The organism is Hydrogenovibrio kuenenii DSM 12350 (assembly GCF_000526715.1).
Lineage (GTDB): Bacteria > Pseudomonadota > Gammaproteobacteria > Thiomicrospirales > Thiomicrospiraceae > Hydrogenovibrio > Hydrogenovibrio kuenenii.
The window spans coordinates 2,078,217-2,104,341 of the sequence record NZ_JAGP01000001.1 but is presented as its reverse complement, the minus strand read 5'-3'; the positions used below and the strand labels follow the sequence as shown (position 1 = coordinate 2,104,341).

Annotated in this window: 19 protein-coding genes, 2 tRNA genes and 1 rRNA gene; 12 read left to right on the top strand and 10 right to left on the bottom strand. The window is 42.4% G+C overall.

All coding sequences use genetic code 11. The features are described 5' to 3' along the window. Positions 1–10 precede the first annotated feature (10 nt). Genes N745_RS0109890 through N745_RS0109875 form a run of 4 tightly spaced genes read right to left on the bottom strand, consistent with a single transcriptional unit; the run spans position 11 to position 5,313 of the window. Positions 11–1,696, bottom strand: a complete 1,686-nt coding sequence (locus tag N745_RS0109890) for a formate--tetrahydrofolate ligase (RefSeq protein WP_024851963.1) — start codon at positions 1,694–1,696, stop codon at positions 11–13. Positions 1,697–1,731: 35 nt separating this feature from the next. Then, the gene (gene glcF / locus N745_RS0109885) at positions 1,732–2,919 is read right to left on the bottom strand and encodes a glycolate oxidase subunit GlcF (RefSeq protein WP_024851962.1); all 1,188 of its coding nucleotides are present in this window, start codon (positions 2,917–2,919) and stop codon (positions 1,732–1,734) included. A 4-nt stretch (positions 2,920–2,923) separates the two neighbouring features. Then, positions 2,924–3,877 (bottom strand): FAD-binding protein, encoded by a 954-nt coding sequence (locus N745_RS11995; protein ID WP_024851961.1) that lies wholly within the window; start codon positions 3,875–3,877, stop codon positions 2,924–2,926. Beyond that, the gene (locus tag N745_RS0109875; RefSeq protein ID WP_024851960.1) at positions 3,877–5,313 is read right to left on the bottom strand and encodes an FAD-linked oxidase C-terminal domain-containing protein; all 1,437 of its coding nucleotides are present in this window, start codon (positions 5,311–5,313) and stop codon (positions 3,877–3,879) included. Before N745_RS0109875 ends, N745_RS11995 begins: the two co-directional genes overlap by 1 nt. A 60-nt stretch (positions 5,314–5,373) precedes the next feature. On the opposite strand from N745_RS0109875, the gene N745_RS0109870 reads away from it, so the two are divergent. From N745_RS0109870 to N745_RS0109860, 3 genes are all read left to right on the top strand, one after another. Continuing rightward, the gene (locus N745_RS0109870; RefSeq protein ID WP_024851959.1) at positions 5,374–6,489 is read left to right on the top strand and encodes a pyridoxal-phosphate-dependent aminotransferase family protein; all 1,116 of its coding nucleotides are present in this window, start codon (positions 5,374–5,376) and stop codon (positions 6,487–6,489) included. 148 nt (positions 6,490–6,637) lie between these two features. Then, positions 6,638–7,828, top strand: a complete 1,191-nt coding sequence (locus tag N745_RS0109865) for an EAL and HDOD domain-containing protein (RefSeq protein WP_024851958.1) — start codon at positions 6,638–6,640, stop codon at positions 7,826–7,828. 2 nt (positions 7,829–7,830) lie between these two features. Then, on the top strand, positions 7,831–8,817 hold the full coding sequence (locus N745_RS0109860; protein WP_024851957.1) for a GGDEF domain-containing protein: 987 nt from the start codon (positions 7,831–7,833) through the stop codon (positions 8,815–8,817). A gap of 1 nt (position 8,818) precedes the next feature. Here N745_RS0109860 and N745_RS0109855 read toward each other — a convergent pair whose 3' ends face one another. The 5 genes from N745_RS0109855 to gpmI all read right to left on the bottom strand — a co-directional run bounded on the left by N745_RS0109855 (position 8,819) and on the right by gpmI (position 18,402). Then, positions 8,819–9,448, bottom strand: coding sequence for a DUF47 domain-containing protein (locus N745_RS0109855; RefSeq protein ID WP_024851956.1), 630 nt, complete (start codon positions 9,446–9,448; stop codon positions 8,819–8,821). Beyond that, the gene (locus N745_RS0109850; protein ID WP_024851955.1) at positions 9,441–10,487 is read right to left on the bottom strand and encodes an inorganic phosphate transporter; all 1,047 of its coding nucleotides are present in this window, start codon (positions 10,485–10,487) and stop codon (positions 9,441–9,443) included. The genes N745_RS0109855 and N745_RS0109850 overlap by 8 nt, the downstream gene beginning before the upstream one ends. 193 nt (positions 10,488–10,680) lie before the next feature. Next, positions 10,681–12,093: a glutamate synthase subunit beta gene (locus tag N745_RS0109840; protein ID WP_038070722.1), complete on the bottom strand. Its 1,413-nt coding sequence runs from the start codon at positions 12,091–12,093 to the stop codon at positions 10,681–10,683. 21 nt (positions 12,094–12,114) lie between these two features. Then, on the bottom strand, positions 12,115–16,590 hold the full coding sequence (gene gltB, locus N745_RS0109835) for a glutamate synthase large subunit (RefSeq protein WP_024851953.1): 4,476 nt from the start codon (positions 16,588–16,590) through the stop codon (positions 12,115–12,117). A gap of 246 nt (positions 16,591–16,836) precedes the next feature. Further along, on the bottom strand, positions 16,837–18,402 hold the full coding sequence (gene gpmI, locus N745_RS0109830; RefSeq protein WP_024851952.1) for a 2,3-bisphosphoglycerate-independent phosphoglycerate mutase: 1,566 nt from the start codon (positions 18,400–18,402) through the stop codon (positions 16,837–16,839). Positions 18,403–18,542: 140 nt separating this feature from the next. Here gpmI and N745_RS0109825 point away from each other — a divergent pair, with 140 nt between their 5' ends. The 4 genes from N745_RS0109825 to N745_RS0109810 are packed head-to-tail and all read left to right on the top strand — an operon-like array spanning position 18,543 to position 20,810. After that, entirely contained in the window at positions 18,543–19,001 is a 459-nt protein-coding gene (locus N745_RS0109825) for a rhodanese-like domain-containing protein (RefSeq protein WP_024851951.1), read from the top strand. Then, the gene (grxC, locus tag N745_RS0109820; RefSeq protein WP_024851950.1) at positions 19,001–19,276 is read left to right on the top strand and encodes a glutaredoxin 3; all 276 of its coding nucleotides are present in this window, start codon (positions 19,001–19,003) and stop codon (positions 19,274–19,276) included. Before N745_RS0109825 ends, grxC begins: the two co-directional genes overlap by 1 nt. A 37-nt stretch (positions 19,277–19,313) precedes the next feature. Beyond that, positions 19,314–19,772 (top strand): protein-export chaperone SecB, encoded by a 459-nt coding sequence (secB, locus tag N745_RS0109815; RefSeq protein ID WP_024851949.1) that lies wholly within the window; start codon positions 19,314–19,316, stop codon positions 19,770–19,772. 24 nt (positions 19,773–19,796) lie between these two features. Further along, the gene (locus N745_RS0109810) at positions 19,797–20,810 is read left to right on the top strand and encodes an NAD(P)H-dependent glycerol-3-phosphate dehydrogenase (protein ID WP_024851948.1); all 1,014 of its coding nucleotides are present in this window, start codon (positions 19,797–19,799) and stop codon (positions 20,808–20,810) included. A 54-nt stretch (positions 20,811–20,864) separates the two neighbouring features. Here N745_RS0109810 and N745_RS0109805 read toward each other — a convergent pair whose 3' ends face one another. Beyond that, a complete protein-coding gene (locus N745_RS0109805; protein ID WP_024851947.1) occupies positions 20,865–21,329 on the bottom strand; it encodes a tRNA (cytidine(34)-2'-O)-methyltransferase in 465 nt (154 codons plus the stop codon). An 8-nt stretch (positions 21,330–21,337) separates the two neighbouring features. On the opposite strand from N745_RS0109805, the gene N745_RS0109800 reads away from it, so the two are divergent. The 5 genes from N745_RS0109800 to N745_RS0109780 all read left to right on the top strand — a co-directional run bounded on the left by N745_RS0109800 (position 21,338) and on the right by N745_RS0109780 (position 26,026). After that, positions 21,338–22,321, top strand: coding sequence for a dihydroorotate dehydrogenase (locus N745_RS0109800; RefSeq protein ID WP_245595680.1), 984 nt, complete (start codon positions 21,338–21,340; stop codon positions 22,319–22,321). Positions 22,322–22,350: 29 nt separating this feature from the next. Continuing rightward, positions 22,351–23,544, top strand: a complete 1,194-nt coding sequence (tyrS, locus tag N745_RS0109795) for a tyrosine--tRNA ligase (RefSeq protein WP_024851945.1) — start codon at positions 22,351–22,353, stop codon at positions 23,542–23,544. A 705-nt stretch (positions 23,545–24,249) separates the two neighbouring features. After that, positions 24,250–25,793 (top strand): 16S ribosomal RNA (locus tag N745_RS0109790). 73 nt (positions 25,794–25,866) lie between these two features. Next, positions 25,867–25,943 (top strand) — tRNA-Ile (locus N745_RS0109785). A 7-nt stretch (positions 25,944–25,950) separates the two neighbouring features. Then, positions 25,951–26,026: transfer RNA gene (locus N745_RS0109780), tRNA-Ala, on the top strand. The last annotated feature ends 99 nt before the right edge of the window (positions 26,027–26,125 follow it).

The following is a 26,125-nucleotide window of genomic DNA, read 5'->3' as shown; positions in this document are numbered from 1 at the left end:
TACCTCATATTTAGAAAAGTCCAGTTATTACACCGTTATCATCAATATCTATTTTTTCAGCAGTTGGAGTCTTAGGTAGGCCTGGCATGGTCATCATATTACCTGCAATGGCAACAATAAACCCAGCACCATGTTCGAGTTTTACCTGACTGATCTCAATGGTATGGTTTTTGGGCGCACCTTTCAGGTCAGGGTTGGTTGAAAAGGACATTTGCGTTTTTGCCATACAGATAGGCAAGTGGCCGTATTTTTCCTGCAAAGCAGCAATGTCGTTTTTAACCTTGTCACTCGCTGTAATGCCAGAAGCACCGTAAAGTTTGGTGGTGATGGTTTGAATCTTGTTCCAAATAGGCATGTCATCAGGATATAGCAAATTAAGATTGTCAGGTGTGATGGTAGAGTTTTCTACTAAGTTGATGACTTCTTGTGCCAAGATTTCTGCGCCAGCACCACCTTCAGCCCAATGTTTTGAAACAACGCACTTAATGCCTAATTCAGCACATTTTTCAATCACCATATCGGTTTCGGCATCTGTGTCATAAGTAAAGTGATTGATGCACACGACACAAGGTAGTTTGAAGTTTTGTGTGACATTGATGATATGACGTTCTAAGTTTTCAAAACCATCGTTAACCGCTTCTAGATTTTCTTGGTTGAGGTGGATTCTATCAACACCACCGTGGAATTTAAGTGCACGAACGGTAGCGACGATGACAACTGCTGATGGAGCAAGTTTTGCCGAACGACATTTAATGTTTAAGAATTTTTCTGCACCTAAATCCGCTCCGAACCCAGCTTCTGTAACGGCGTAATCAGCCAGCTTTAATGCGGTTTTTGTTGCTGTGACTGAGTTGCAGCCGTGTGCTATATTGGCAAATGGGCCACCATGCACTAACGCAATGTTGTTTTCTAAAGTTTGGACGATATTAGGCTTGATTGCATCTTTTAATAACGCAGCCATAGCTCCGTGTGCTTTCAGGTCGCTCGCATATACCGGCGTCACTTTGTCAGTTTTGTAACCAATGACGATACGCCCCAAGCGTTCTTTGAGGTCAGCACGGTTGGTTGCCAAGCAAAGAATCGCCATCACTTCAGAGGCCACAACGATGTCGAATCCATCCTCACGAAGATAACCGTTTGCAGGGCCACCTTGGCCAACGGTGATCTGGCGCAAAGCCCGATCATTCATATCAACGACACGCTTCCATTTTATGCGTCTTGGGTCTATGTCTAAAGCATTGCCGTGGTTGATGTGATTATCAATCATGGCAGCAAGTAGGTTGTGTGCTACACCAATCGCATGGAAGTCTCCAGTAAAGTGAAGGTTGATATCTTCCATTGGAACAACTTGCGAATAACCACCGCCTGCTGCGCCACCCTTCATACCAAAGCAAGGGCCAAGAGAAGGTTCTCTTAAGCACATAATTGTTTTTTTACCAATTCGATTTAAAGCATCGCCAAGACCAACCGTTGTAGTGGTTTTCCCTTCACCAGCTGGTGTAGGACTGATAGCCGTCACCAAAATAAGCTTACCTTCTTGAGTTTGGTGAGATAGGTTGTCCACATACTCTAATGAGAGTTTGGCTTTGTAATGACCATAAGGATCAAGGTGTTCTGCTGGAATCCCGAATTTCTCAGCAGCTAATCCGATAATGGGTTTCATGTCTGCGCGTTGCGCAATTTCAATATCAGACATAGTCAGTTTCCTAAAAGTAGTATGATTTCTATATTTTATAGAAGTTCAATCCAATGTTTAACTGGTGTGCTTGTCCCCTTTTGGAGGTGCATCAAACACCCAATGTTAGCAGTAACAATGATTTCGGGAGCTTCTTTTAAAAGCGACTCAATCTTGTTGTCTCTAAGTTGATAAGATAATTTTTTTTGTAATATGGAATAGGTGCCAGCGGAGCCACAACAGAGGTGAGAATCCTTTACAGGGCTAAGCGTAAAACCAAGGTTTGATAATAAGGTTTCAACCCTGCCTGGTAGTTTTTGACCATGTTGTAATGTGCAAGGTGACTGGAATACGATATGTTGATTAGTGTCCCTTTTAAACTGAGACAAATCCTTGTCGACTAAAAACTCTGAGATATCATAAGTGTGGTCAACTATGCGTTTTGCTTTATCCGCATAGTCTAAATCATTTTTTAATAGGTGTGCATAATCCTTAATCATGACACCACAGCCACTCGCATTTGAAATAATGGCTTCAAAACCTTGGTCAAGGTGCTCTATCCAAGCATCAATGTTGCTCTTTATTTGGCGCAAGGCATCCTCTTCGCCGGAAAGGTGATGATTAACAGAGCCACAGCATTGAGATTGTGGTGTTTCTGTGACGTGATAACCAAGTCGGTACAAGACATTTTTTGTTGCCAAATTAATGTTGGGAGCCAAAGCGGGTTGTACACATCCCGAAATTAATAAGATGTTTTTGGAGGAATGAAGCACATTGGCTTGGGATTCTGTTTGTCTTAGTAAGTTCTGATTGATGCGATGGTGTCTAGTCCAAGGAGCTAAAGCGGTTAAAAAATTAAAAGTTTTTGGCGAGTTAAGGAGTGTGCGCAAAGTGTAACGAATGATGCGCTGATGCCATGGTCGCGGACTTTTTTCTTCCATCACCTTTCGACCAATATCGAGTAGGTGGCCATATTCAACGCCAGATGGGCAAGTAGTTTCACATGAACGGCAGGTTAAGCAGCGATCAAGGTGTTTTAAAGAATTATTCGAAACTTTGTTGTCTTCTAATGCTTGCTTGATAAGATAAATTCGCCCTCGAGGAGAGTCGAGCTCATCGCCGAGAAGTCCATAAGTTGGGCAAGCAGATAAACAAAACCCACAATGAACACATGCACGCAAAATTTTGTCGGCGGTTTGTCCGTCTGGGGTTGCTAGTAGGTCTTTCGAAAGTTCAGTTTTCATTGTTCTAATGGAAAATTCCGTAAGGGTCAAAAACTGACTTTAATCCCTTTTTAATGTCAGTAATTTTTGGATGAGAATCAAAAGATGGACGGCGTTTTTTGTCTTGCAAATCCCACAAATCCACATGAGATACATCCGGCTTGTGTTCACTAACAATCCAGCGTCTTGCGCCAACCTGATCAATTAATAGAGTGTTGTGTATTGGCGGATGCATTGAGTCAATGCTGACTCGCCAGAGTTTTTGTTTTCCACTGATTTCGGGTCTAAAAGGGTTTACCTTTTGCCAAATTGTATTATCTTCTGGCATTGCAGATTGTGGCGGGTGAATACCTATTAAGCGGTAGTAGAGTTTGCCCTGATAATATGCGCAGCCGGAAATAGGCAAAGCAGTTCCTGCCATTTCATTCATTTTGATGATGGCATCTGCTTGTCCCATTTCCATCGAGTAAGTTTTTTCTTCCATGAGAGGTAAAACTTTCAAGCTAATTTCAGTCACGACACCAAACAGTCCTTTCGAGCCAACCAACATACGCGCGACATCATACCCAGCGACGTTTTTGATCATTTCGCCACCAAATGTCAGGGCTTGCCCCTTTCCATCGATCATTTTGATGCCTAAAACAAAATCTCTAAGAGCTCCAAAAAAAGGCTGCGAAGGACCTGATAGTCCGCAGGCGTAGCTACCACCAATCGTTGAATCACCATAGTCAGGTGTGTCAAAAGCAAGCATTTGATTGTGTTGCGCTAACTCCTGTTGTAAGTCGGCTATTTTGGTACCGGTTTTGACGGTGACAACTAGCTCGGCAGGGTCGTAGCTCGTAACTCCTGTATAGCCCCCAATCTCTAATGGTGTGTGGTTGTCAATAAGGCTAACTTTGCTTTGATTGCCGATGATTTGTAATCGCTGTTTTTCGTGTGCAGCTTGTTTGATCTGCTCTTGGAGGTGCGTTATAGACATTAAAAGCGCTCCAAGTGTGCAAAAGGCAGTTCGCCGTGGTGAACGTGCATTTGCCCAAGCTCAGCACAACGGTGTAGAGTGGGGACGGCTTTGCCAGGATTTAATAGGTTTTCTGGATCAAATACTTGTTTGATTTGATGGAAAATTTCAATTTCTGGTGCCGAAAATTGTTGGCACATAGAATCAAGTTTCTCTACGCCAACGCCATGTTCACCTGTTATGGTGCCACCGACATCAATACAGAGTTTTAAAATCTCAGCGCCAAACTGCTCTGTTTTTTCGAGTTCACCTGGAATTTGTGCATCATACAGAATGAGAGGGTGTAGATTTCCATCACCAGCGTGAAACACGTTGGCGACTTTTAGCTCGTAGCGTTTGGACATGTCATCGATTTGATCTAAAACATACGCCAGTTTATTTCTGGGTATAGTTCCGTCCATGCAGTAATAATCTGGAGACAGTCGCCCTACAGCTGGGAAAGCATTTTTGCGACCTTGCCAAAGAGCGATTCGTTCTTCATCATTTTGGGAAAGTTTTAATAAATAGGCGCCGTTTTCATTGAGAAGTGAGGAAACTTTTTTGGTATCAGCTTCCACTTGATATTGGTTGCCATCTACTTCACAGAGTAGCAATGCCGCGGCTTCTAGCGGATAACCAACGTGCGCAAAAGCTTCAGCGGCTTCAATGGAGAATTGATCCATCATTTCTAAGCCAGCGGGGATAATGCCGGATTTTAAAATATTTGTCACAGCATTCGCGCAGTCACTAACCTTGTGGAAAGCGGCCATAATAAGTTGAGAAGCTTCAGCTTTTGGCAAAAGTTTTACTTTGATTTCAACGATAATGCCCAGTAGCCCTTCAGAACCATTAAGTAAAGCTAACAAGTCAATGCCGTCGTCTTTGTAGTCAAGAGTTAGCTCTTCACCATCTAGAGTAATGACTTTGATTGCTAAAACATTATGAACCGTTAAGCCGTATTTAAGGCAGTGTACGCCGCCAGAATTTTCGGCAACATTTCCACCAATGGAGCAGGCTACTTGAGAAGAGGGGTCTGGTGCATAATAGAGGTTGTGGGGTGCAGCTTCTTGCGAGATGGTAATGTTTCTTACGCCAGGCTCAACAACTGCAGTTCTGGCTAGTGGGTCAATGTTTAAAATGCGGTTCATTTTGCTTAAACCAAGCACTACGCCATCTTGTGTTGGCAGAGCGCCTCCAGAAAGTCCTGTACCAGAACCTCTTGTAATAACAGGCGTTTTATACTTTCGGCAAATGTTAAGTGCGAGCTGTACTTCTTCAATTGATGCAGGAAGCACTACTGCTAGTGGCTTTTCTCTATAGGCAGAAAGACCGTCGCATTCAAATGGCGCTTTTTGTTCATCATCTACGATGATTTGTTCCCGCGAGAAGCTTTGTAATAATTCTTGAACAACATTCATTTTTCCAATTATAATTGACCTAGATCAATTTTTTAAACCATTTTATTGGGAATTTATTTTATGCAGTCATTTAATCCACCTGTACGTACTTTAATGGGACCAGGCCCATCCGATGTTCACCCTCGTATTTTGTCAGCTATGGCAAGACCAACAATTGGTCATTTAGACCCTGCGTTTGTTGGCATGATGGATGAAGTGAAAGCCATGCTGAAGTATGCATTCCAAACAGAAAATGAAATGACGATGCCTGTTTCTGCACCTGGATCAGCGGGAATGGAAACCTGTTTTGCTAACTTGGTTGAGCCAGGTGATAAAGTTGTTGTATGCATCAATGGTGTGTTCGGCATGCGTATGAAGGAGAATGTCGAAAGAGCAGGCGGAATTTGCGTAGAAGTTAATGATGACTGGGGTAAAGCTGTTTCGGCTGAGAAAGTTGATGAGACCCTTGCTGCTAATCCAGATGCTAAGATTTTGGCATTTGTTCACGCAGAAACTTCAACTGGTGCTTGCTCTGATGCAAAGACCCTATGTGAAATCGCTCGTAAACATGATTGTTTAAGCATTGTTGATGCAGTGACTTCTTTGGGCGGTGTTGAATTACGCGTTGATGAATGGGGAATTGATGCGATTTACTCAGGAACGCAAAAATGCTTGTCTTGTACGCCTGGTTTATCACCAGTTAGCTTTAGTGAAAAAGCTTTGGATAAAGTGCGCAACCGTAAGACCAAAGTACAAAGTTGGTTCCTAGATTTAAATCTTGTTATGGGTTATTGGGGACAAGGTACAAAACGTGCCTATCACCATACAGCACCAATTAACGCGCTTTATGCATTGCATGAATCTTTGTTGATGTTGCAAGAAGAAGGCCTTGAGAATGCTTGGGCAAGACATAAGGCTATGCACGATAAGTTAAAAGTTGGCTTGGAAGAAATGGGGATTGGTTTTGTTGTAGATGAGTCTGTACGTTTACCTCAACTTAATTCGGTTTGGATTCCAGAAGGTGTTGATGATGCAGCTGTTCGTTCGGAATTATTGAATACCTATAATTTAGAAATTGGTGCCGGATTAGGTGATTTTGCAGGAAAAGTTTGGCGTATTGGTCTGATGGGCTTTTCTGCAAAAGAAGAGAATGTACTTTTCTGTGTATCTGCTTTAAAGAAAGTTCTTAATAAGTAATCTTTTGATTTTGGTGGCTGTAAAAAAACAGTCACCACTTCCTTTATACTTGCCACTATTCTGGCTTATCGTCGAACAATTATTATTAATAATAGTCACTGATATAAAGTGATAGTATAAGAATTTTTCAAAGCAAAATCAGTTTCTTATGGCAAATAGTGAGTTTTTTATCGGTCGTCAGCCGATAATGGATAGGGACAGTCAACTCTTCGGTTATGAGCTTCTTTTTCGTGGTGGCTTTAAGCCTAATGAAGCCGTGTTTGACTCTGCTGATCATGCAACAGCAGTTGTTATTAATAATTCCATGATGGGGTTTGGCTTGCAAAATATTGTTGGTCAAAATCAGGCCTTTATTAACTTTCCAGAAAATTTCTTTTTAAATACTGAGCCCCCTTGCTTTGCCAGTGAAGGCATTGTCGTTGAAGTGCTTGAAGATGTGCCTCCTACTGAAGAAGTTATAGAAGGTATCAAAAGGTTAAAAAAGTTAGGTTATAAAATTGCGTTGGATGACTTTATCTTTAAAAAACGACTGCTTCCGTTAATAGAAATGGCCGACATAATTAAGTTTGATGTGCAGTATGTGAAGCCTGACAATATTCATGCTCTGTTCTCCAAGGTGAAGCAGGTTACAAACGTTCAAATCGTGGCCGAACGTGTTGAAACCAAAGAAATGTTTGATGTTTGCAAAAACGCGGGTGCAGATTATTTTCAGGGATATTTTTTTGCTAAACCAGAGATTGTTTCTGGTAAGCAGTTAAATGTCGGAAGGCATAATTTGGTTTTACTGTTAGAGAAAGTAGCAGATGATAATTTGCATATTGAACAATTAATTGAAATTGTTGAAAGAGATGTTGGTTTAACCCATAAACTTATGAAAATGGCTGAACAATATAAATCATCTGGGATGCCTGACTTCGCATCGTTAAGAGAGGTTATGATGTTGTTTGGTTTGAAGCGCGTTCAATCCTGGGCGACACTTGTTTCGATGTCAATTTTGGAAGACTTGGTGCCTGAAGTCTTCAATATTGCTCGAATACGCGCAATATTTATGAGAAGTTTAGCTAAGTATAACGGTTTAGGAAGTATTGACAGTTATTACCTAACAGGTTTATTCTCAATGCTAGGTGCTATACTTCAGCAAAACTTAGAAGAAGCATTAAGTCACTTACCCATTAATGAAGACATAAAACAGGGTATTTGCGAAGGGCAAAATAACTATGGACAGCTATTGGCTGTTGCAAGGCGATTTGAAACTTCTATGCATGATGAAGGCGTTAATCCAGAATACGCTAAACTATATATCTCTGCATTGACGGAAGTTGGCCAAATGGAGTTATAACAATGAAAGGTTTAATGCATTCAGAGTTCAGAGTTCGTCTGCTGTTTGCCATTCATTTGTCTTTTCTGGCATTTTTCTCCATCTTATCTTTTATTCATCATAAGTACGTTATTGTTACTGTTTTATTGTTATTTTTTGCAGTGCTTGTTGGCTTGTTATGGTCTATTAAACATTTTGGTATGACCTTATGGGTTAAGTGGCTTTATATCGTAATTGTCTGGCCCTTTGTGTTATTTTTAGTCATTGATGGCGGCTACCAAGATACGGGCTACCTTTGGAGTATTCCGATATTTATTTCGACCCTCCATGTTGCCGGCTTTTTCATAGGCTTCTTTGCTTCGATTCTGTACTTATTCTCTATTATGTTTTTGGCATTTGCAGGCTATGTTGATTATGGCATTCCTGATCGTTTCTACGCCGTATCATTTGCGGTAATATTACTTTCCTCTATTCATGAATATCTTGTCGACAGACAAAGTAAGGAGCTTACCGATAACATCGAAGCGAAACAGAAGCAAAGTGAAACAGACCCTTTAACAGGACTGTTAAACCGCCGTTTCATAGATGAAAAAATGAGTATGTGGAATCAGGCGTTGAATGATGAGTCCAAAGCATTAATGATTGTCGATATAGACCACTTTAAGGATGTTAATGATACTCTAGGGCACGCGGAAGGGGATCGTATTTTAAGAGAAGTTGCAAAAGCGATAGCATCTGTCGTTCGGCCAAATGATGTAATCGGTCGTTGGGGGGGAGATGAATTTGTGGTGTTTTTGGAACAAGTTCATGAGAGTGACCTGGAAGCTGTTTGTAATAGGCTTTTAAGTAAGGTGCAAACAATCAAGCTGAGCCCCGAAGAAACAATTACCGTATCCATCGGAGCGGTAACCGCATCAAATAATTTTCACAAAATGTTTAAAGAAGCAGATAAATTGCTCTATGCTGCCAAGCAAAACGGACGAAATCAGTTTCTAGTAAGACTTTTATAAGTTAGTTCATTTTAACTAGAATGTCTTCAAGTGAATTCGCACATACTTGAAAGCGTTTGCCAATCTCTTTGAGTTGTTGCAACAGCTCACGGTGTATAAACATTTCTTGTAAGTTGTTGTTCTTGGCAAGTAAAGCCATTTTCTCGACATAAATTTCTACCAAGACTTCATAGCTATCTCTCACGCCCTGCGCTTCATTAGCAACGGCAGAATTATCTTTGGTAATAAGCTTATCAAACCCGTTTGCTAGGTGGTCGGCACTTTGGCAAATCTGAGAAAAAATCATATTGTATCCATTGTGTAGTTGTTGTACTTCATAGGCTTTTGCTTCAATAATGAAATGTCGGATACTGACTGCAAGCCAATCCAATTGGCTAATGATTCTGAAGATAGATTCTCTGTCTATCGGAGTTATAAAGCTGTTAAGTAGTTCATTCATATTGCTTTCTTTGATGACTTTAGCCTGATGCTGGTCATCCATAATCGCTTGGCAGCTCTGCTCATCACCTTCAATAAAGCAGGCATGTAAGTCATGTGTTATGCGTTGTATCGCTTGAGCGTGTAAATTAAGTGCACTTAAAAAATCGACTTCCTTGGGTAGTACATATTTCTGCAAGAGAGATTTAAGCATGCAGGCCTCCTATTAAAGAATGAATAGCTACAGCGTATAAAGCACCAAGAGCCATGGAAATGGGGACGTTTAAAAACCAGCCAAAGACGATACCTTTGGCTTTTAACCAATTGACGTGTCGTGGTTTTTCTGCGGCGCCATTACCAATTAAGGTTGCTGTGACAACTTGTGTAGTTGATGTTGGCGCACCGATCAAAGTGGCAAGTGTATTTACCAAGGAGGCGCTTAATTGATTAGCAACAGAATGAATTACTCTAATTCGATAGATCTCGAAGCCTAAGGTTTTAATAATGCGCCAGCCACCAAAAAAAGTTCCTAAGGTGATTGCAGAGGTACAAAGTAAAACCGTCCAGAAGGGAATGGTAAAGTCTTGAGTTTGACCAGAAGCCAGTAGCATCATTCCAATAATGGCCATGCCTTTTTGCGCATCGTTCGCACCATGGGAAAAACCTAGCCAAGCGACACTAAAATATTGAGAGGCAACAAATAAGTTTCTAATTTTATAAGTGAAGTTTTTAAACAAAACAAAGAATAACTTCATTAATAGAAAACCTATTAGCAAACCTAGGAAAGGGGAAGCAAACAAACCTGCAATGACCTTCATTACACCTTCCAACTGCCCAGATAGCAATGCATCAACGCCCCAGTGTATGTTTTGGTTGGATAGTAAAGCTAGCCCAGCACCTACTAAACCACCCGCTAAAGAGTTTGAAGAGGATGAGGGGTAGCCAAGTTTCCAAGTAATTAGGTTGTAGGTGATTGCGGCTAATAAAGCGCCAATTACCAAGCTTTGCGCTCTATGAATATGAACCCCCTCAATATCAACGAAGGTACCAACGGTATCGGCAACCGCTAACCCCATGATTAGTGGGCCTAAAAAGGTAAAAAAGCCAGCAATAACTATCGCAACTGTGGCCTTCATTGCACCAGATGCGATTGCCGTAGCAACCATATCTGCAGCGTCATGAAATCCATTGGTAAAGTCGTACAGTGCAACAATGACAACAACGAGAATGAGCAGAAAAAAACTTAGTTCCATAAAGTCTTATATGAGTTATTTTTAAGCATGTTAGCTTATTTTGAAGGGAAGCGTCTTATCTAATTTGAGTGCGGATACGTTTGGGTGATGATGAAAATCTGCCAGGCTGGGGTAGAGTTTTTTTGGCTGAAAATAAAAAAGCAGCGCCAAAAGGTTTGGTTCGCTGCTTTTTATTTAGTGGCTGAGGTCAGCTTTAAACGTGCAAATAGTCCAAAATACCTTCTGCTGCAGCGCGACCTTCAGCAATAGCATGAACCACTAAGCTAGAACCTCTTACCATGTCTCCACCTGAGAAAACTTTCTCATTACTGGTTTGGAAAGGGTATTGCGTGCTATCTGCTGCCACAACCGTGTTCCAGTCAGTTAAGTTGATGTTAAAGTCGTTAAACCATGCAGGCGGGTTTGGTTGGAAACCAAAAGCGACAATCACTGCGTCACAGTCGATAACCTGTTCCGAACCTTCGACGATCTCAGCACGACGACGACCATTTTCATCAGGCTCACCCATGCGAGTTTCAACGACCTTCAAGCCAGCAACTTGACCATCTTTTTCAACAACTTCTACAGGTGATAAATTGAACTTGAACTGAACGCCTTCTTCTTTCGCATTTTTGACTTCTGCGCGAGACCCCGGCATGTTTTCTTCATCACGACGGTAAACACAGTAAACTTCGCTAGCGCCTTGGCGAATAGACGTTCTTGTGCAATCCATAGTTGTGTCACCACCACCAAGAACAACAACCTTTTTGCCTTTCATGGAAACAAAAGGCTCAGGCTTTTGTTCATAGCCAAGTTCATGTTTCACATTACCAATCAAGAAGTCTAGTGCTTTATAAACTTGTGGCAAGTCTTCGCCAGGGAAGCGGCCAGCCATTGGCGTGTAGGTACCCATGCCCAAGAAAACAGCATCGTAGTTATCCAATAGTTCTTGGAAAGTGATGTCTTTGCCGATTTCGGTATTGCAACGGAATTCAACGCCCATGCCTTCAAGGATTTTACGGCGTTTAAGAACAATGTCTTTGTCCAGTTTGAACTGAGGAATCCCGAAAGTTAATAGGCCACCGATTTCTTGTTCTTTTTCGAATACAATCGGCTTTACACCGTTACGAATCAAAATATCGGCACAACCTAGTCCTGCTGGTCCGGAACCAACAATCGCCACTTTTTTGTCTGTCATGACGATGTTGTCTAGGCTAGGTGTCCATCCCATGTCGGTTGCTGTGTCGGTGATGTATTTTTCAACAGCACCAATCGTTACAGCACCAAAGTTTGTGTCTTCTAGGGTACAAGCTTGTTCACACAGACGATCCTGAGGACAGATGCGACCACACATCTCTGGTAGAGAGTTGGTTTTATGAGATAGCTCTGCAGCTTCAATAACATTGCCTTCAGAAACCAGCTTCAACCAGTTTGGAATGTAGTTATGAACCGGACATGCCCATTCGCAATATGGGTTACCGCAATGTAGGCAACGGTCAGCTTGTGCCATTGCATCATTCAGATTGAACTCAGTATAAATCTCTTTGAAATTCTGCTTGCGCTCCATTGCTTCCTTTTTAGGTGGCAACTGGCGATCAAGCTCTAAAAATTGTCTAACATTTCCCATTTTTTGGTCAATCCTTATGAATTACGCAGCGGTTTGTACGAATAGGTTGAATAGATCATCAATGCTAATAGCACGTGATTTGACCAACCAGAAATTCGGAATCATTTGGCTGAAGTTGGCCAACACGTCTTGCGCGTAAGCACTTCCAGTTTTTTCTGCATATTCCGTAATCAATTCTTTCAAGTAAACTCTGTAAGCTTCTGTTGCTTCGGTATCAATGCGAATCGCTTCAACCATTTCAGTGTTTAAACGATCTGGAAGCATGTGGTCATTATCTAAAATAAATGCCATACCACCTGACATACCCGCACCGAAGTTTACACCAACGTCACCGAGGCTAACCACGGTTCCACCAGTCATGTATTCACAGCCGTGATCTCCAAGTCCTTCTACAACAGCGATAGCACCTGAGTTACGAACACCAAAGCGCTCGCCACCTGTACCGTTTGCAAAAAGCTTACCGCCTGTTGCACCATACAGGCAGGTATTACCAATAATTGGTGTTTCGTGTGGGTTAAAAGCCGAATTTTGTGGTGGTCTAATTACGATTTCACCACCAGCCATTCCTTTACCAACGTAGTCGTTCGCATCACCTTCTAGACGTAGGTTTAAGCCGTCAACGTTGAATACACCAAAAGACTGACCTGCGATACCTGTTAATTTCAAGGTAATCGGAGCGTCTTTCATACCATGGTTGCCATAGCGTTCAGCGATTTCGCCGGCAACACGAGCACCAATAGAGCGTCCTGTATTCACCAGTTTAAAGTTGAAGATACCACCATTTTGGCCTTCAATGGCTGGCAATGTTGCTTTAACCATTTCTTCAGCAATATGACCATCGTCCCATGGGTTGTTTCTTTTGACTTGAACCGTTTGTGGTTTGTCAGCAGGAACACCACCGTCAGAAATAAAGGCACTTAAGTCGATATTTTTCTGTTTATCAGTAAGCGGCTCATCAATAACTTTTAGTAGGTCAACACGTCCAACTAAATCTTCTAAACGAGCAACACCTAATTTTGCCATCCACTGACGTGTTTCTTCAGCGACGAAAGTGAAGTAATTCATTACCATTTCAGGTAAACCAACGAAGTGTTCTTTACGTAGACGCTCGTCCTGCGTTGCAACACCTACTGCACAAGTGTTCAAGTGGCAAATACGTAGGTATTTACAACCCAGTGCAATCATTGGTGCGGTTCCGAAGCCAAATGACTCAGCACCAAGAATGGCAGCCTTAATTACATCAAGACCCGTTTTTAAGCCACCGTCCGCTTGTAGAATAACTTGCCCGCGAAGGTCGTTTGCACGCAATACTTGGTGAGCTTCGACCAAGCCCATTTCAAATGGGTTACCGGCATATTTAACTGAAGTAAGCGGGCTTGCTCCTGTTCCACCATCATAACCAGAAATGGTGATAAGGTCTGCGTAAGCTTTTGCTACACCAGCGGCAATGGTTCCTACACCTGGTTCAGCAACCAGTTTGACGGAAATCAATGCATTTGGATTGATCTGTTTTAAGTCAAAAATCAATTGCGCCAAATCTTCGATAGAGTAAATATCGTGATGAGGTGGTGGTGAAATCAATGTCACACCTTGTACAGAGTGACGTAATTTCGCAATCATAGAGTCAACTTTGTGACCTGGTAATTGTCCACCTTCACCTGGTTTTGCGCCTTGTGCTACTTTGATTTGTAGTACTTCAGCATTACGTAAGTAGTGTGCAGTTACCCCAAAACGGCCCGATGCAATTTGCTTGATTTTAGACATTTTCTCTGTGCCATAACGTGCTGGGTCTTCTGCACCTTCACCAGAGTTTGAGCGAGCTCCCAAGCGGTTCATTGCAATTGCAAGCGCTTCATGTGCTTCTGGTGATAGAGCACCTAGAGAAATACCCGCTGAGTCGAATCGTTTAAAGATGGATTCAATAGGCTCTACTTCTGATAGGTCTATCGACTTAGTACCATCTTTGAAGGTAATTAAGTCACGAACTGTCATTGCAGGACGGTTATTCACCAATTCTGCAAATTTATCGTAATCAGCTTGTGTGCCTTTTTGTACCGCTTCACGTAGGTAATTCACAACGTCTGGATTGTAAGCGTGATATTCCCCGCCATGTACGTATTTCAACAAGCCACCTGGTTGAATGAATTTACGAGGGCTGAAAGCTTCCCAAGCCAATTGTTTATTATCCGCTTCAATGTGCTCAAAGTTCGTACCTTCAATGCGAGACGGCGTACCAGTGAAGCAAAGTTCAACAACTTCTTTAGTTAAGCCAACTGCTTCAAACAACTGTGAACCACGGTAAGACGTGATGGTCGAAATCCCCATTTTTGATAGGATTTTCATCAAGCCTTTGTTGATTCCTTTGCGATAGTTTTTGATGTAGTCACTCATCGCAACGCTGCTATCTAGCTCTTTGGTGCGGATCATATCGGCAATACTTTCATAGGCCAGATATGGGTAAACTGCAGTAGCGCCATAGCCGAATAGTACAGCGAAGTGATGAGGGTCTCTTGCTGAACCCGTTTCGACAATAATGTTCGCTTCTGGACGAAGTCCTTCTTTGATTAAACGGTGGTGTACCGCACCTGTTGCCATAGCAGCAGGGATAGACAATTTGCCTTGAACCAAATTCATGTCAGAAAGCACTAGCAAGGTAATGCCTGATTTAACTGCGTTTACCGCTTCGTCACATACGTCTAAGATAGCTTGCTTTAATGAAGTCGCTTCGTTGTCGTAGTGCAGAGAAATAACTTGGCTTTGATAGTCGTTATCGCCAAGATTCATCAGCTGCTCCATGATAGATGGAGACAAAATTGGTGACTTAACTTCTAAACGACGAGCATGGTCAGGACCTTCATCGAACATGTTTAGCTCGCGCCCAAAACAGGTGTTTAGAGACATAACGATGTTTTCACGCAAAGGATCGATTGGCGGGTTGGTTACCTGTGCGAACATTTGGCGGAAATAATCGAATACCGAACGCGCTTTATGTGAGAACACTGGTAATGGGGCATCATCTCCCATTGAACCTGTTGCTTCTTGTCCGGCTTCAGCCAATACACGAATGACTTGGTCTCTTTCTTCAAAAGAAACTTGGAAGTATTTTTGATAAATTCCTGTTTGATCAGCATCCCATCCAAGCGCTTGATCATTACAGTCTAGGCGTTCAGTGATGTGTTTGTAGCCTTTGTCCATCCAATCACGATATGGCTTGTTTGCTTTTAATGCATTATCAATGTCTTGTGGCTTAAGTAATGTACCAGACGTTAAATCTACGGCAATAACTTGACCTGGTTTTAGACGACCTTTTTCAACGACATCTTCTGGAGCGTAGTTATAAACGCCGATTTCAGAAGCAAAAGTAATGTGTCTGTCTTTGGTGATGACATAACGTGTTGGACGTAGACCGTTACGATCGACACCACAGATGGCGTATTTACCTGTATTGATAACCATACCAGCTGGCCCATCCCAAGGTTCCATATGCATAGAGTTGTACTCTAAGAATGCTTTTAGGTCAGGATCCATATGTGGCATATTCTGCCAAGCAGGTGGGATCAATAGACGCAAGGCCTGGAAAACTTCCATGTCACCCATCATTAACACTTCTAACATGTTATCCAATGAGTTTGAGTCAGAACCTTCTTGCGCAACTAAAGGTTTTAGTTGAGATAACTCAGGAATGAGAGGTGTTTCAAATTTGCTTTGACGAGCCAGTGCCCAGTTTCGGTTTCCGCGAATGGTATTCAATTCACCATTATGCGCTAAGAAACGGAATGGCTGAGCCAAACGCCATTGAGGCAACGTATTTGTTGAAAAGCGTTGGTGGTATGAAATACAAGATGAAGCAAAGCGTTCGTCATGTAGGTCTGCATAGAACAAAGGCAGTTCTTTTGGCATAACCAAACCTTTGTATGACAACAGCTGAGTGTTTAACGACGTAATATAAAAAGTAGCATCATTTGGTTCAATAGCCATTTCCGCTTTACGGCGAGCAACAAATAGCGCGCGGTTGAAGTCAGCTTCGCTCATGTCTTGTGGTGCGTTGACGAATACTTGTTCAATGACAGGTTCCATGCCCGCAGCTTGCTCACCCAGTACTGACGAGTCTACAGGAACTTTACGCCATCCAAGGACGTCCAAGCCTTTTTCTTTTAATAGAGATTCAAGCGTTGCACGAGCAAAATCAGCTTTTGTGGCGTCTTGGTTTAAGAAGACCATTCCACAAGCGTAAATACTATTTAATGTGAAACCTAGTTTCGCTGCTTCTTCTTGTAGAAACTGATCTGGTTTTTTAATTAAAAGTCCACATCCGTCACCCGTACAACAGTCTGCTGCCACGCCACCACGGTGAGTCATATTACCTAATGACTCAATCGCAGTTTGGACCGCCCAATGACTAGGTTGATCGTCCATTTGAGCGATCATACCAAAGCCACAGTTCTCTCTTTCAAATTCTGGAGAGTATAGACCTTGTAGTTGGTTTAACGAATTCATAATCAGTTTCCTGTAAGTCTAATGTTTATAACTTATTGTTATATCTATATTTTTCCAAAGTTTTTTATTTTGTTTTACGCTTGAAAAAATAAAAAATGGTGCGAAATTATAAATGGTATCGCACATAATTTCAATGTGAATGCGGATAAGTTAGAGGTTGTCGCATATATGCAAAAGCACGCCTAGACAAAAGATATAGTTAGGGCGTGCTTTTTAGGTTCAATTCGTCGTTGAATTTAAGAAAAGTTATTTAAATTCGCAAAGCGGTTGCCCTGTCATCTCATCAGGTTGCCCGATGTCCATCATTTCAAACATGGTCGGAATGACATCACACAGTGCGCCATCAGGTTTTAAGTTGCAATCACGGTCACCGAAGTAGACTAGGTCAACTGGTAGCGTGGTGTGTGATGTTAAAGGCTTGCCTTTTGCTTCATCAAATAGCAATTCCAGATTACCGTGGTCAGCTGTAATAATTGCTTCTCCGCCAACTTCTTTAAGTGCTTTTAGAATTTCTCCTAATGCTTCATCAACAGCTTCCGCCGCTTTAATACAGGCACTCATGATGCCTGTGTGACCAACCATGTCAGGGTTTGCAATGTTGCAAATAAAAGTGTCGTACTCTCCAGAATGAATGGCTTGAATCAGTTTTGATTTTAATTCTGGTAAGCTCATTTCAGGTTGTAGGTCATAAGTCGCTACTTGAGGTGAATTGATCAGAATTCGGTATTCGTTCCTATTAGGTTCTTCTACACCACCGTTGAAGAAGAAAGTAACGTGAGCGTACTTTTCTGTTTCCGCAATGCGTAATTGTTTGAGACCCTTTTTAGAAACATATTCACCATAAGTGTTGCGCAACTTAGTCGGGCGGTAGGCAATTAAAGCGCCGAATTTTTCAAAGTTCTTTTTGTATTCGGTTAGCGTAACGAAAGCTGATAGTACAGGTGTTTTGCATCGATGAAAATCTTCAAAGTCATCAAAGATAAATGCTTTGGTTAGCTGTCTTGCACGGTCTGAACGGAAGTTCATGAAGATGATAGAGTCACCATCTTGAACTTGGGTTTTTGAACCGTCTTCCCGAGCAATGTGTGTTGCTTGGATAAATTCATCGTTTTCACCACGAGCGTAAGCAGCTTCTACCGCTTCGGTCGCTGAAGAGTATTCAAACTCACTGATGCCGCAAGTGATTACGTCATAAGTTTTATGAACACGATCCCAGCGGTTATCTCTATCAAGTGCAAAGTAACGTCCGGTAATAGAGGCGATGCGTCCACCGCCGGTTTCGGCCATAAAGTCTTCAATCTCTTTGATATATTGTAGAGCGCTTTGTGGGGAGGTATCACGTCCATCAGTAAAAGCATGGAGTACAACTTCTGCACCACGTTCATGAGCCATTTTAATGGCTGCTTTGATGTGGTTGATATGCGAGTGGACGCCGCCATCTGATAGTAGACCCATGATATGTACGGTGCGTTCACGGTCAATGGCAGAATCAATTGCTTTCAATAAGGCGTTGTTTTGAAAGAATCGACCATCGTCGATGTCTTTTTGGATACGTGTTAGTTCTTGATAAACGACTCGTCCAGCACCAAGGTTCATATGCCCTACTTCGGAGTTCCCCATTTGACCCTCTGGTAAACCTACAGCGATCCCTGATGTATTGATTTGAGTGTGAGGGTGTTCAACAAGCAATTTATCCCAGTTTGGGGTGTTGGCTTGTGCAATTGCGTTGTATTTAGTTTCATCGCGATGCCCCCATCCGTCTAAAATAATCAATCCGGTTGGTCTATGTTTTAGGTTTACAGTTTCAGTCATGGTGTTTTCCGTCGAAAAAAAGAGGGTTGTCCTTGAATTTAGTGAATTTGTTTAAAAACAATAAATAGACGTTTATTGTAACGAGTTTCATTGTTAAAATCATTAGCTTTGAATATGAATCATTTGTTAAAGGAATTTGGATGTTTATTGAGTTTGTGCATGAGCAACTGCTATTGTTTGTCGCGTTAGCGGTTATTGTTGGGATGCTAGGCTACAGTTATTTCGGCGATAAGGTATCAGGATTTAAGACTGTAAATGCAGATGAAGCGGTTAGACTTTATAATAGCGGCGCATGGGTGTTGGATGTACGAACAGATGCAGAGTTCCGTGGTGGCTTCATTGGTGAAGCTGAAAATATCTCTTCTACAGATGTGTCAAAAAGATTGGCTAGTCTAGATTCACATAAGGATGATGATGTTTTGGTTTACTGTCAGTCTGGCGCAAGGTCAGCTAGCGTTGCGAGAATGTTGGTGAAGCAAGGTTTTAGTAAAGTACACAATTTAAGTGGTGGCATTATGTCCTGGAAAAGTGCAGGGTTACCCGTAAATAAGCCCGTGTCAAAAAAACAGTTAAAAAAAAACAGAAAGGAAGAAGTGTAATGTCAGAGCAATCACAGCCAGAAATCACGGTTTATCTAACATCAACTTGCCCTTATTGTAGTATGGCGAAAAATTTGTTGAACGGTAAAGGGCTGACCTATAACGAAATCAATGTGGGCGGTGATAGAGCTTTGTGGGATGCAATGCAAGAAAAGTGCGGCCGTAACACTGTGCCACAAGTTTTTATCGGTGATCATCATGTTGGTGGGTTTGATGACCTGTCTGCAGCAGATCGTTCAGGTGAGTTGGATAAGATTCTTGCCGGAAATGTTTAAAAGAACAGCTAAATTATAATTAAGACTAGGAAGTAGAATGTCAGAAACAGGTCAAACTGAAGTGCAACAGCAATTTCAAATTCAAAAAATCTACGCGAAAAATATTTCATTTGAGTCGCCAAAGGCACCAGAAATTTTCTTGCAGGAATTTCAACCTCAATTAGAAGTTGACTTGAATGTTGAAACGGATAAGTTGGATGAAGGGACTTATCATGTCCTAATTCGTGTTACGGCTACCACTAAGATTGAGGGCGCAACAGCGTTTTTGTGTGAAGTGGAACAGGCTGGTATTTTTACTATTGAAGGTTTTGATGAGCAAGAAACACAATACTTCTTGGCCTCTCAATGTCCTGCGGCTCTTTTCCCTTATGCTCGCGAAACCATTTCGGGTTTGGTAGCGAAAGGCGGATTCCCTCAATTGATTTTAGAACCTGTTAACTTTGATGCAATGTTTGCCAGTCATTTAGAGCAGCAAGCTCAAGAAACTCAGCAATAAGCGTTGAGCAAGCGCTAAGAATTTATGTCACGAAAAGATGTGCAAAAAGTGGTCGTTCTTGGCGCAGGTGCCTGGGGGACGGCTTTGGCAATTCATTTGGCTAGGTCTGGTCATGATGTTGCGTTATGGGCACACAGTGATGAGCATGTTCAAAGTTTATTGCAAGAGCGCAGAAACTTAAGGTATTTACCTCATGTGCATTTTCCTGAAAGTCTTCGCATAGTTGAAGATCTTGCTCCAAGCCTAGAAGCTGCCGATGCGATTTTGGTCGTAGTGCCCAGTCATGTTTTTCGTCGAGTATTAAAAAAAGTTTCTGATCTGGTTGGTGTGTCGAAAAAGCATATTGCTTGGGCGACCAAAGGTTTTGAGCCGGAAGGTAGAAAACTTTTGCATGAGGTAGCAAGAGAAGAAGTGTGTCAGGATTGTCATTACACAGTTCTTTCGGGGCCAACTTTTGCAGCTGAAGTAGCGAAAGGTTTACCAACAGCAATGGTGAGTGCATCGACAAATGAGCAAGAAGCGGCTTATTGGGCGAATTTATTCCATCATGATGCTTTCCGTATGTATACGCAAGGTGATATGGCGGGTGTAGAGGTTGGTGGTGCTTATAAAAATATTATGGCAATCGCTACAGGCGTGAGTGATGGGTTGCACTTAGGTGCTAATGCGCGCGCTGCGATTATTTCCAGAGGCATGGCGGAAATGATGCGCTTTGCAGGGTTGTATGGCGCAACACCGGAAACTTTGATGGGATTAGCTGGCTTGGGTGATTTAGTGTTAACTTGTACGGATAACTTATCTCGTAACCGTCAGTTTGGTTTAAAGCTTGCATCAAAGCAATCGTCTGAAAGTGCGCAGCAAGAAATCGGGCAAGTGGTTGAGGGTGTTAAAGCGGTTAGGGTTGTAAAAGCCATCGCAGATGAAAAAGGTTTAGATTTGCCGATTGCAGAGCAAGTTTATCATTTGGTTGAAGGGAATATTTCAGCTAAAGAAGCAGCAGAGCGCTTGCTGGCTAGAGAGCTTAAAGCTGAATCCTAAAATCTACCAGGCTGGGTGTTTAATTTATTACCCCAGCCTGGCAGATTTTTATATTTAAGACGGCATGTTAAAGCCAAGTTGACGCCAAGCTTCATAAGCAACCACCGAAACAGCATTTGCTAGGTTTAAGCTGCGACCACCTGGAACCATTGGTATGGTTAATCGTTGCGCTTCAGGTAGGTTGTTGATTACATCCATAGGCAACCCACGACTTTCGGGGCCAAATAAAAAAGCATCATCGTCCACAAACTCAGCTTCGGTATAATAACGTGTTGTTTTGGTGGTTAAGGCAAAGACACGGTTCGGCTTAACGGTGTTAAGGCAGTCTTCAAGTGACTCGTGCTCGTGAAGGTTGGCAAGCTCATGATAATCCAAGCCAGCGCGACGAACCTTTTTCTCGCTCAAGTCAAAAGCGTAAGGTTTGATTAAATGTAGGTTTGCGCCCATGTTGGCACTTAAGCGAATCAGCGCACCAGTGTTTTGTGGGATTTCAGGTTCATAAAGAATAATGTGAATCATAAGAGTTAATGTTCGAAAATAGTACTCAAGATTATAAGGTCGAGTTGATGGATTTATCGGTAGATTTGTGCGGCATTCACTTTAATAGCCCTGTAGCAATGGCTTCAGGGAATGCTGGCTACGGCATAGAATACCAGTCTGTTTCCGGTTTTTCCAATAGAGATGTCGGTGCGGTATTTCTTAAAGGGACGACTTTGGAAGCGAAACTCGGTAATAAACCAGAGCGTGTAATGGAAGCGCCATGCGGGTTATTGAACTCGATTGGTTTGCAAAACCCGGGGGCGAAAGCCGTTATCGAACAATATTTGCCGAAGCTGAAATTGGATGAATCACGTTTTATTATTAATGTATCGGGTTCTTCTATCGAGGAGTATGCGGAAGTGGTGCGTTTGTTTGATCAAACAGATTTACCAGCGATTGAAGTCAATATTTCTTGCCCAAATGTTAAAAAGGGTGGCGCTGCTTTTGGTAACGATCCTGATATGGCAGCAAAAGTGGTGGAAGCTTGTCGTGCAAATACGACCAAGCCTTTGATTGTAAAGTTGTCGCCAAACCAAACGGATATTGCTGAAGGTGCGCGCCGTGTGATTGATGCGGGAGCCGATATGTTGTCTGCGATCAATACCTTAATGGGGATGCAGGTTGATATTCACACGGCTAAGCCGACCCTGGGAAATAACCAAGGTGGTTTGTCTGGCCCTGCTGTCAAGCCTGTGGCATTGCTAAAAGTTCATCAAGTTTATCAGGTTGCGAAACAGTATAATGTGCCGATTATTGGTCTGGGTGGTATTGCTTCAGCGGAAGATGCGATTGAGTTTTTCTTGGCAGGCGCGTCTATGGTGGCGATAGGCACAGCGATGGCAAAAGATCCTTTATTGGTGAAAAAAGTGAATAAAGGTATTGCCAAGTATATGCAGCAGCAAGGCTATCAATCTGTATCCGAAATGACCGGTAAGTTGCAGCTCAATACCGATACCGTCCTTTGTGGTTAAGAATTTAGGTTTTAAAAAGTAAATATAAAATGAAGTCAGTACAAGAACAGTTGGCCATTATTAAGCGTGGCGCAGAAGAAATTTTAGTAGAAAAAGAGCTTATCGAAAGATTAGAGTCTGGCAAGCCTTTACGTGTCAAAGCCGGGTTTGATCCAACGGCCCCTGATTTGCACTTGGGGCATACGGTTTTAATTAATAAGCTAAAGCAATTCCAAGACTTAGGCCATGAAGTGTTGTTTTTGATTGGTGATTTTACCGCAATGATCGGTGATCCAACCGGTAAGAGTGCGACACGCCCACCGTTGTCTCCAGAAGATATTGCCAAGAATGCTGAAACTTATAAAGAACAAGTTTTTAAAATTCTTGATCCAGAGAAAACAACAGTGATGTTTAACTCTGAATGGATGGGGCAAAAGTCTGCAGCTGATATGATTAAGTTGGCAGCGACACAAACCGTTGCCCGTATGCTTGAGCGTAATGATTTTGAAGATCGTTATAAATCAGGTACGCCAATCGCTATTCATGAGTTTTTATATCCGTTAGTGCAAGGTTATGATTCAGTTGCAATGGATGCGGACATTGAATTGGGTGGAACGGACCAAAAGTTCAACCTATTGATGGGGCGTACGCTACAAGGCCATTTTGGTAAGAAGCCACAATGTACACTAACCATGCCGATTCTTGAAGGGCTGGACGGTGTACAGAAAATGTCCAAATCTCTGGGGAATTACATTGGCATTAAAGACGAACCAAATGATATGTTTGGTAAGGTGATGTCGGTTTCTGATGATTTGATGTGGCGTTACTATGAATTGTTGTCTTTCTTATCTTTGGAAGAAATTGAAGGCTTGAAGCAAGTAGTTGCAAATGGTGAAAATCCAAGAAATATTAAGATCAAGTTGGCGCTTGAGTTGATAGAGCGTTTCCACTCGGCAGAAGCAGCACAGTCGGCATTAAAAGATTTTGAAACTAAGTTTTCGAAAAATGCTATTCCAGATGAAATGCCAGAATTCACCTTTAATGAAGCGATGCCTTTAGCAAACTTATTAAAAGAAGCTGGTCTAGTTGGTTCAACGTCTGATGCGCATCGTATGATTAAGCAAGGTGCGGTGAAGTTGAATGGGGAAAAAATAGAAGATGGACGTATTACTGTTGAGGCTTGTGAAAAGCAAGTTTATCAAGTTGGTAAGCGCAAGTTCGCTCGTATTACGATTGTTTGTTAATTACTTAGTTTATTTTCTCTTTCCAAAGCCGCTTATTTAAGCGGCTTTTTTTATTTGATGTTAAGTTGTTGCACTTTATGGGGGAATTCGGTTGTTGCAAGGGGTGCGTTTAGGTGGCCTTGAGATTGAGGTTGAGTTACCTTTTTGAGTTGGTTTTCTCCTAAGTTATTGAAAGTTCATGGGTAGATAAAAAAACTGTAAAAAAGTTAGTTAAAAGGCTTGCAAAGATTTCACGAATGATTAGAATACGCATCTCTTTCGAACACAAGCAATTTAACAACTGCTTCGAAATACGAAAGAGCTTCAAAATTTGTTCAATATTTAGTTAAGTTTAATTGAATGTTGGAGTGCAAAAATTTGGAGTAGAATTTTTGAAAAGGATTTAAATTTTTTTCAAAAATACTAAAAATTTAAGTTGACAGATTGCTAGAAAATAACTTACAATTTACGGCTTAACGAAAAAGAAAATGTCCGATAAAATCAGATATTTTTGCAAGACTTAGTTCTTTAAAAATCAGGTAATACAGAGATAATTTATGTGGGAGCTGCTTGAGTAAGTGGTGACTAAAATCATAAATATCTCGATAACTATGTATATGGTTAATTATTGAATACTTAGGTATTTAATAATACATGTACCTTGTTAATTTCGAGTGTTTAATTTGTATTTGCAGAAAAGCAAACCAAAAAACAAGTCAAGAGATTAAACTGAAGAGTTTGATCCTGGCTCAGAATGAACGCTGGCGGCAGGCTTAACACATGCAAGTCGAACGGTAACAGAAGAAAGCTTGCTTTCTTGCTGACGAGTGGCGGACGGGTGAGTAATGCTTGGGAATCTGCCCTTTAGTTGGGGACAACATATGGAAACGTATGCTAATACCGAATGTGATCTACGGATTAAAGGTGCCCTCTCCTTGGAAGGTATCGCTAAAGGATGAGCCCAAGTTAGATTAGCTAGTTGGTAGGGTAAAGGCCTACCAAGGCGACGATCTATAGCTGGTTTGAGAGGATGATCAGCCACACTGGGACTGAGACACGGCCCAGACTCCTACGGGAGGCAGCAGTGGGGAATATTGCACAATGAGGGAAACCTTGATGCAGCCATGCCGCGTGTGTGAAGAAGGCCCGAGGGTTGTAAAGCACTTTCAATTGTGAGGAAAGCTAAGTAGCTAATAACTGCTTAGTGTGACGTTAGCATTAGAAGAAGCACCGGCTAACTCTGTGCCAGCAGCCGCGGTAATACAGAGGGTGCAAGCGTTATTCGGAATTACTGGGCGTAAAGCGCGCGTAGGCGGACTGTTAAGTCGGTTGTGAAAGCCCTGGGCTCAACCTAGGAATTGCATCCGATACTGGCAATCTAGAGTTTAAGAGAGGGAAGGGGAATTCCAGGTGTAGCAGTGAAATGCGTAGATATCTGGAGGAACATCAGTGGCGAAGGCGCCTTCCTGGCTTAAAACTGACGCTGAGGTGCGAAAGCGTGGGTAGCGAACGGGATTAGATACCCCGGTAGTCCACGCCGTAAACGATGTCAACTAGCTGTTGGTCTTATTAAAAAGATTAGTAGCGTAGCTAACGCGATAAGTTGACCGCCTGGGGAGTACGGTCGCAAGATTAAAACTCAAAGGAATTGACGGGGGCCCGCACAAGCGGTGGAGCATGTGGTTTAATTCGATGCAACGCGAAGAACCTTACCATCCCTTGACATGTAGAGAACTTTCTAGAGATAGATTGGTGCCTTCGGGAACTCTAACACAGGTGCTGCATGGCTGTCGTCAGCTCGTGTCGTGAGATGTTGGGTTAAGTCCCGCAACGAGCGCAACCCTTATCATTAGTTGCTACCATTTAGTTGAGAACTCTAATGAGACTGCCGGTGATAAACCGGAGGAAGGCGGGGACGACGTCAAGTCATCATGGCCCTTATGGGATGGGCTACACACGTGCTACAATGGGGGGTACAAAGAGCAGCCAACTGGCGACAGTGCGCAAATCTCAGAAAACCCTTCGTAGTCCGGATCGGAGTCTGCAACTCGACTCCGTGAAGTCGGAATCGCTAGTAATCGTGAATCAGAATGTCACGGTGAATACGTTCCCGGGCCTTGTACACACCGCCCGTCACACCATGGGAGTGGGTTGCAAAAGAAGTAGGTAGTCTAACCTTCGGGAGGGCGCTTACCACTTTGTGATTCATGACTGGGGTGAAGTCGTAACAAGGTAGCCGTAGGGGAACCTGCGGCTGGATCACCTCCTTTAAGAAAAAAGTGACCGCGAGCTTAAGTTAGCTTCCACATAAATTGTCTCTGTATTACTAGAAGAAAAAGACCTGGGTCTGTAGCTCAGTTGGTTAGAGCGCACCCCTGATAAGGGTGAGGTCGGTGGTTCAAATCCACCCAGACCCACCATGACTTTGGGGCTATAGCTCAGCTGGGAGAGCGCCTGCCTTGCACGCAGGAGGTCTGCGGTTCGATCCCGCATAGCTCCACCAATATTCCGGTGAATGGTTTTTGTTTTTAATTTAAAAAAACAGAAGTTATTAGCAGTGATATTGGTAACGATATAACTGAAGAAGTTCTTTAACAATTTG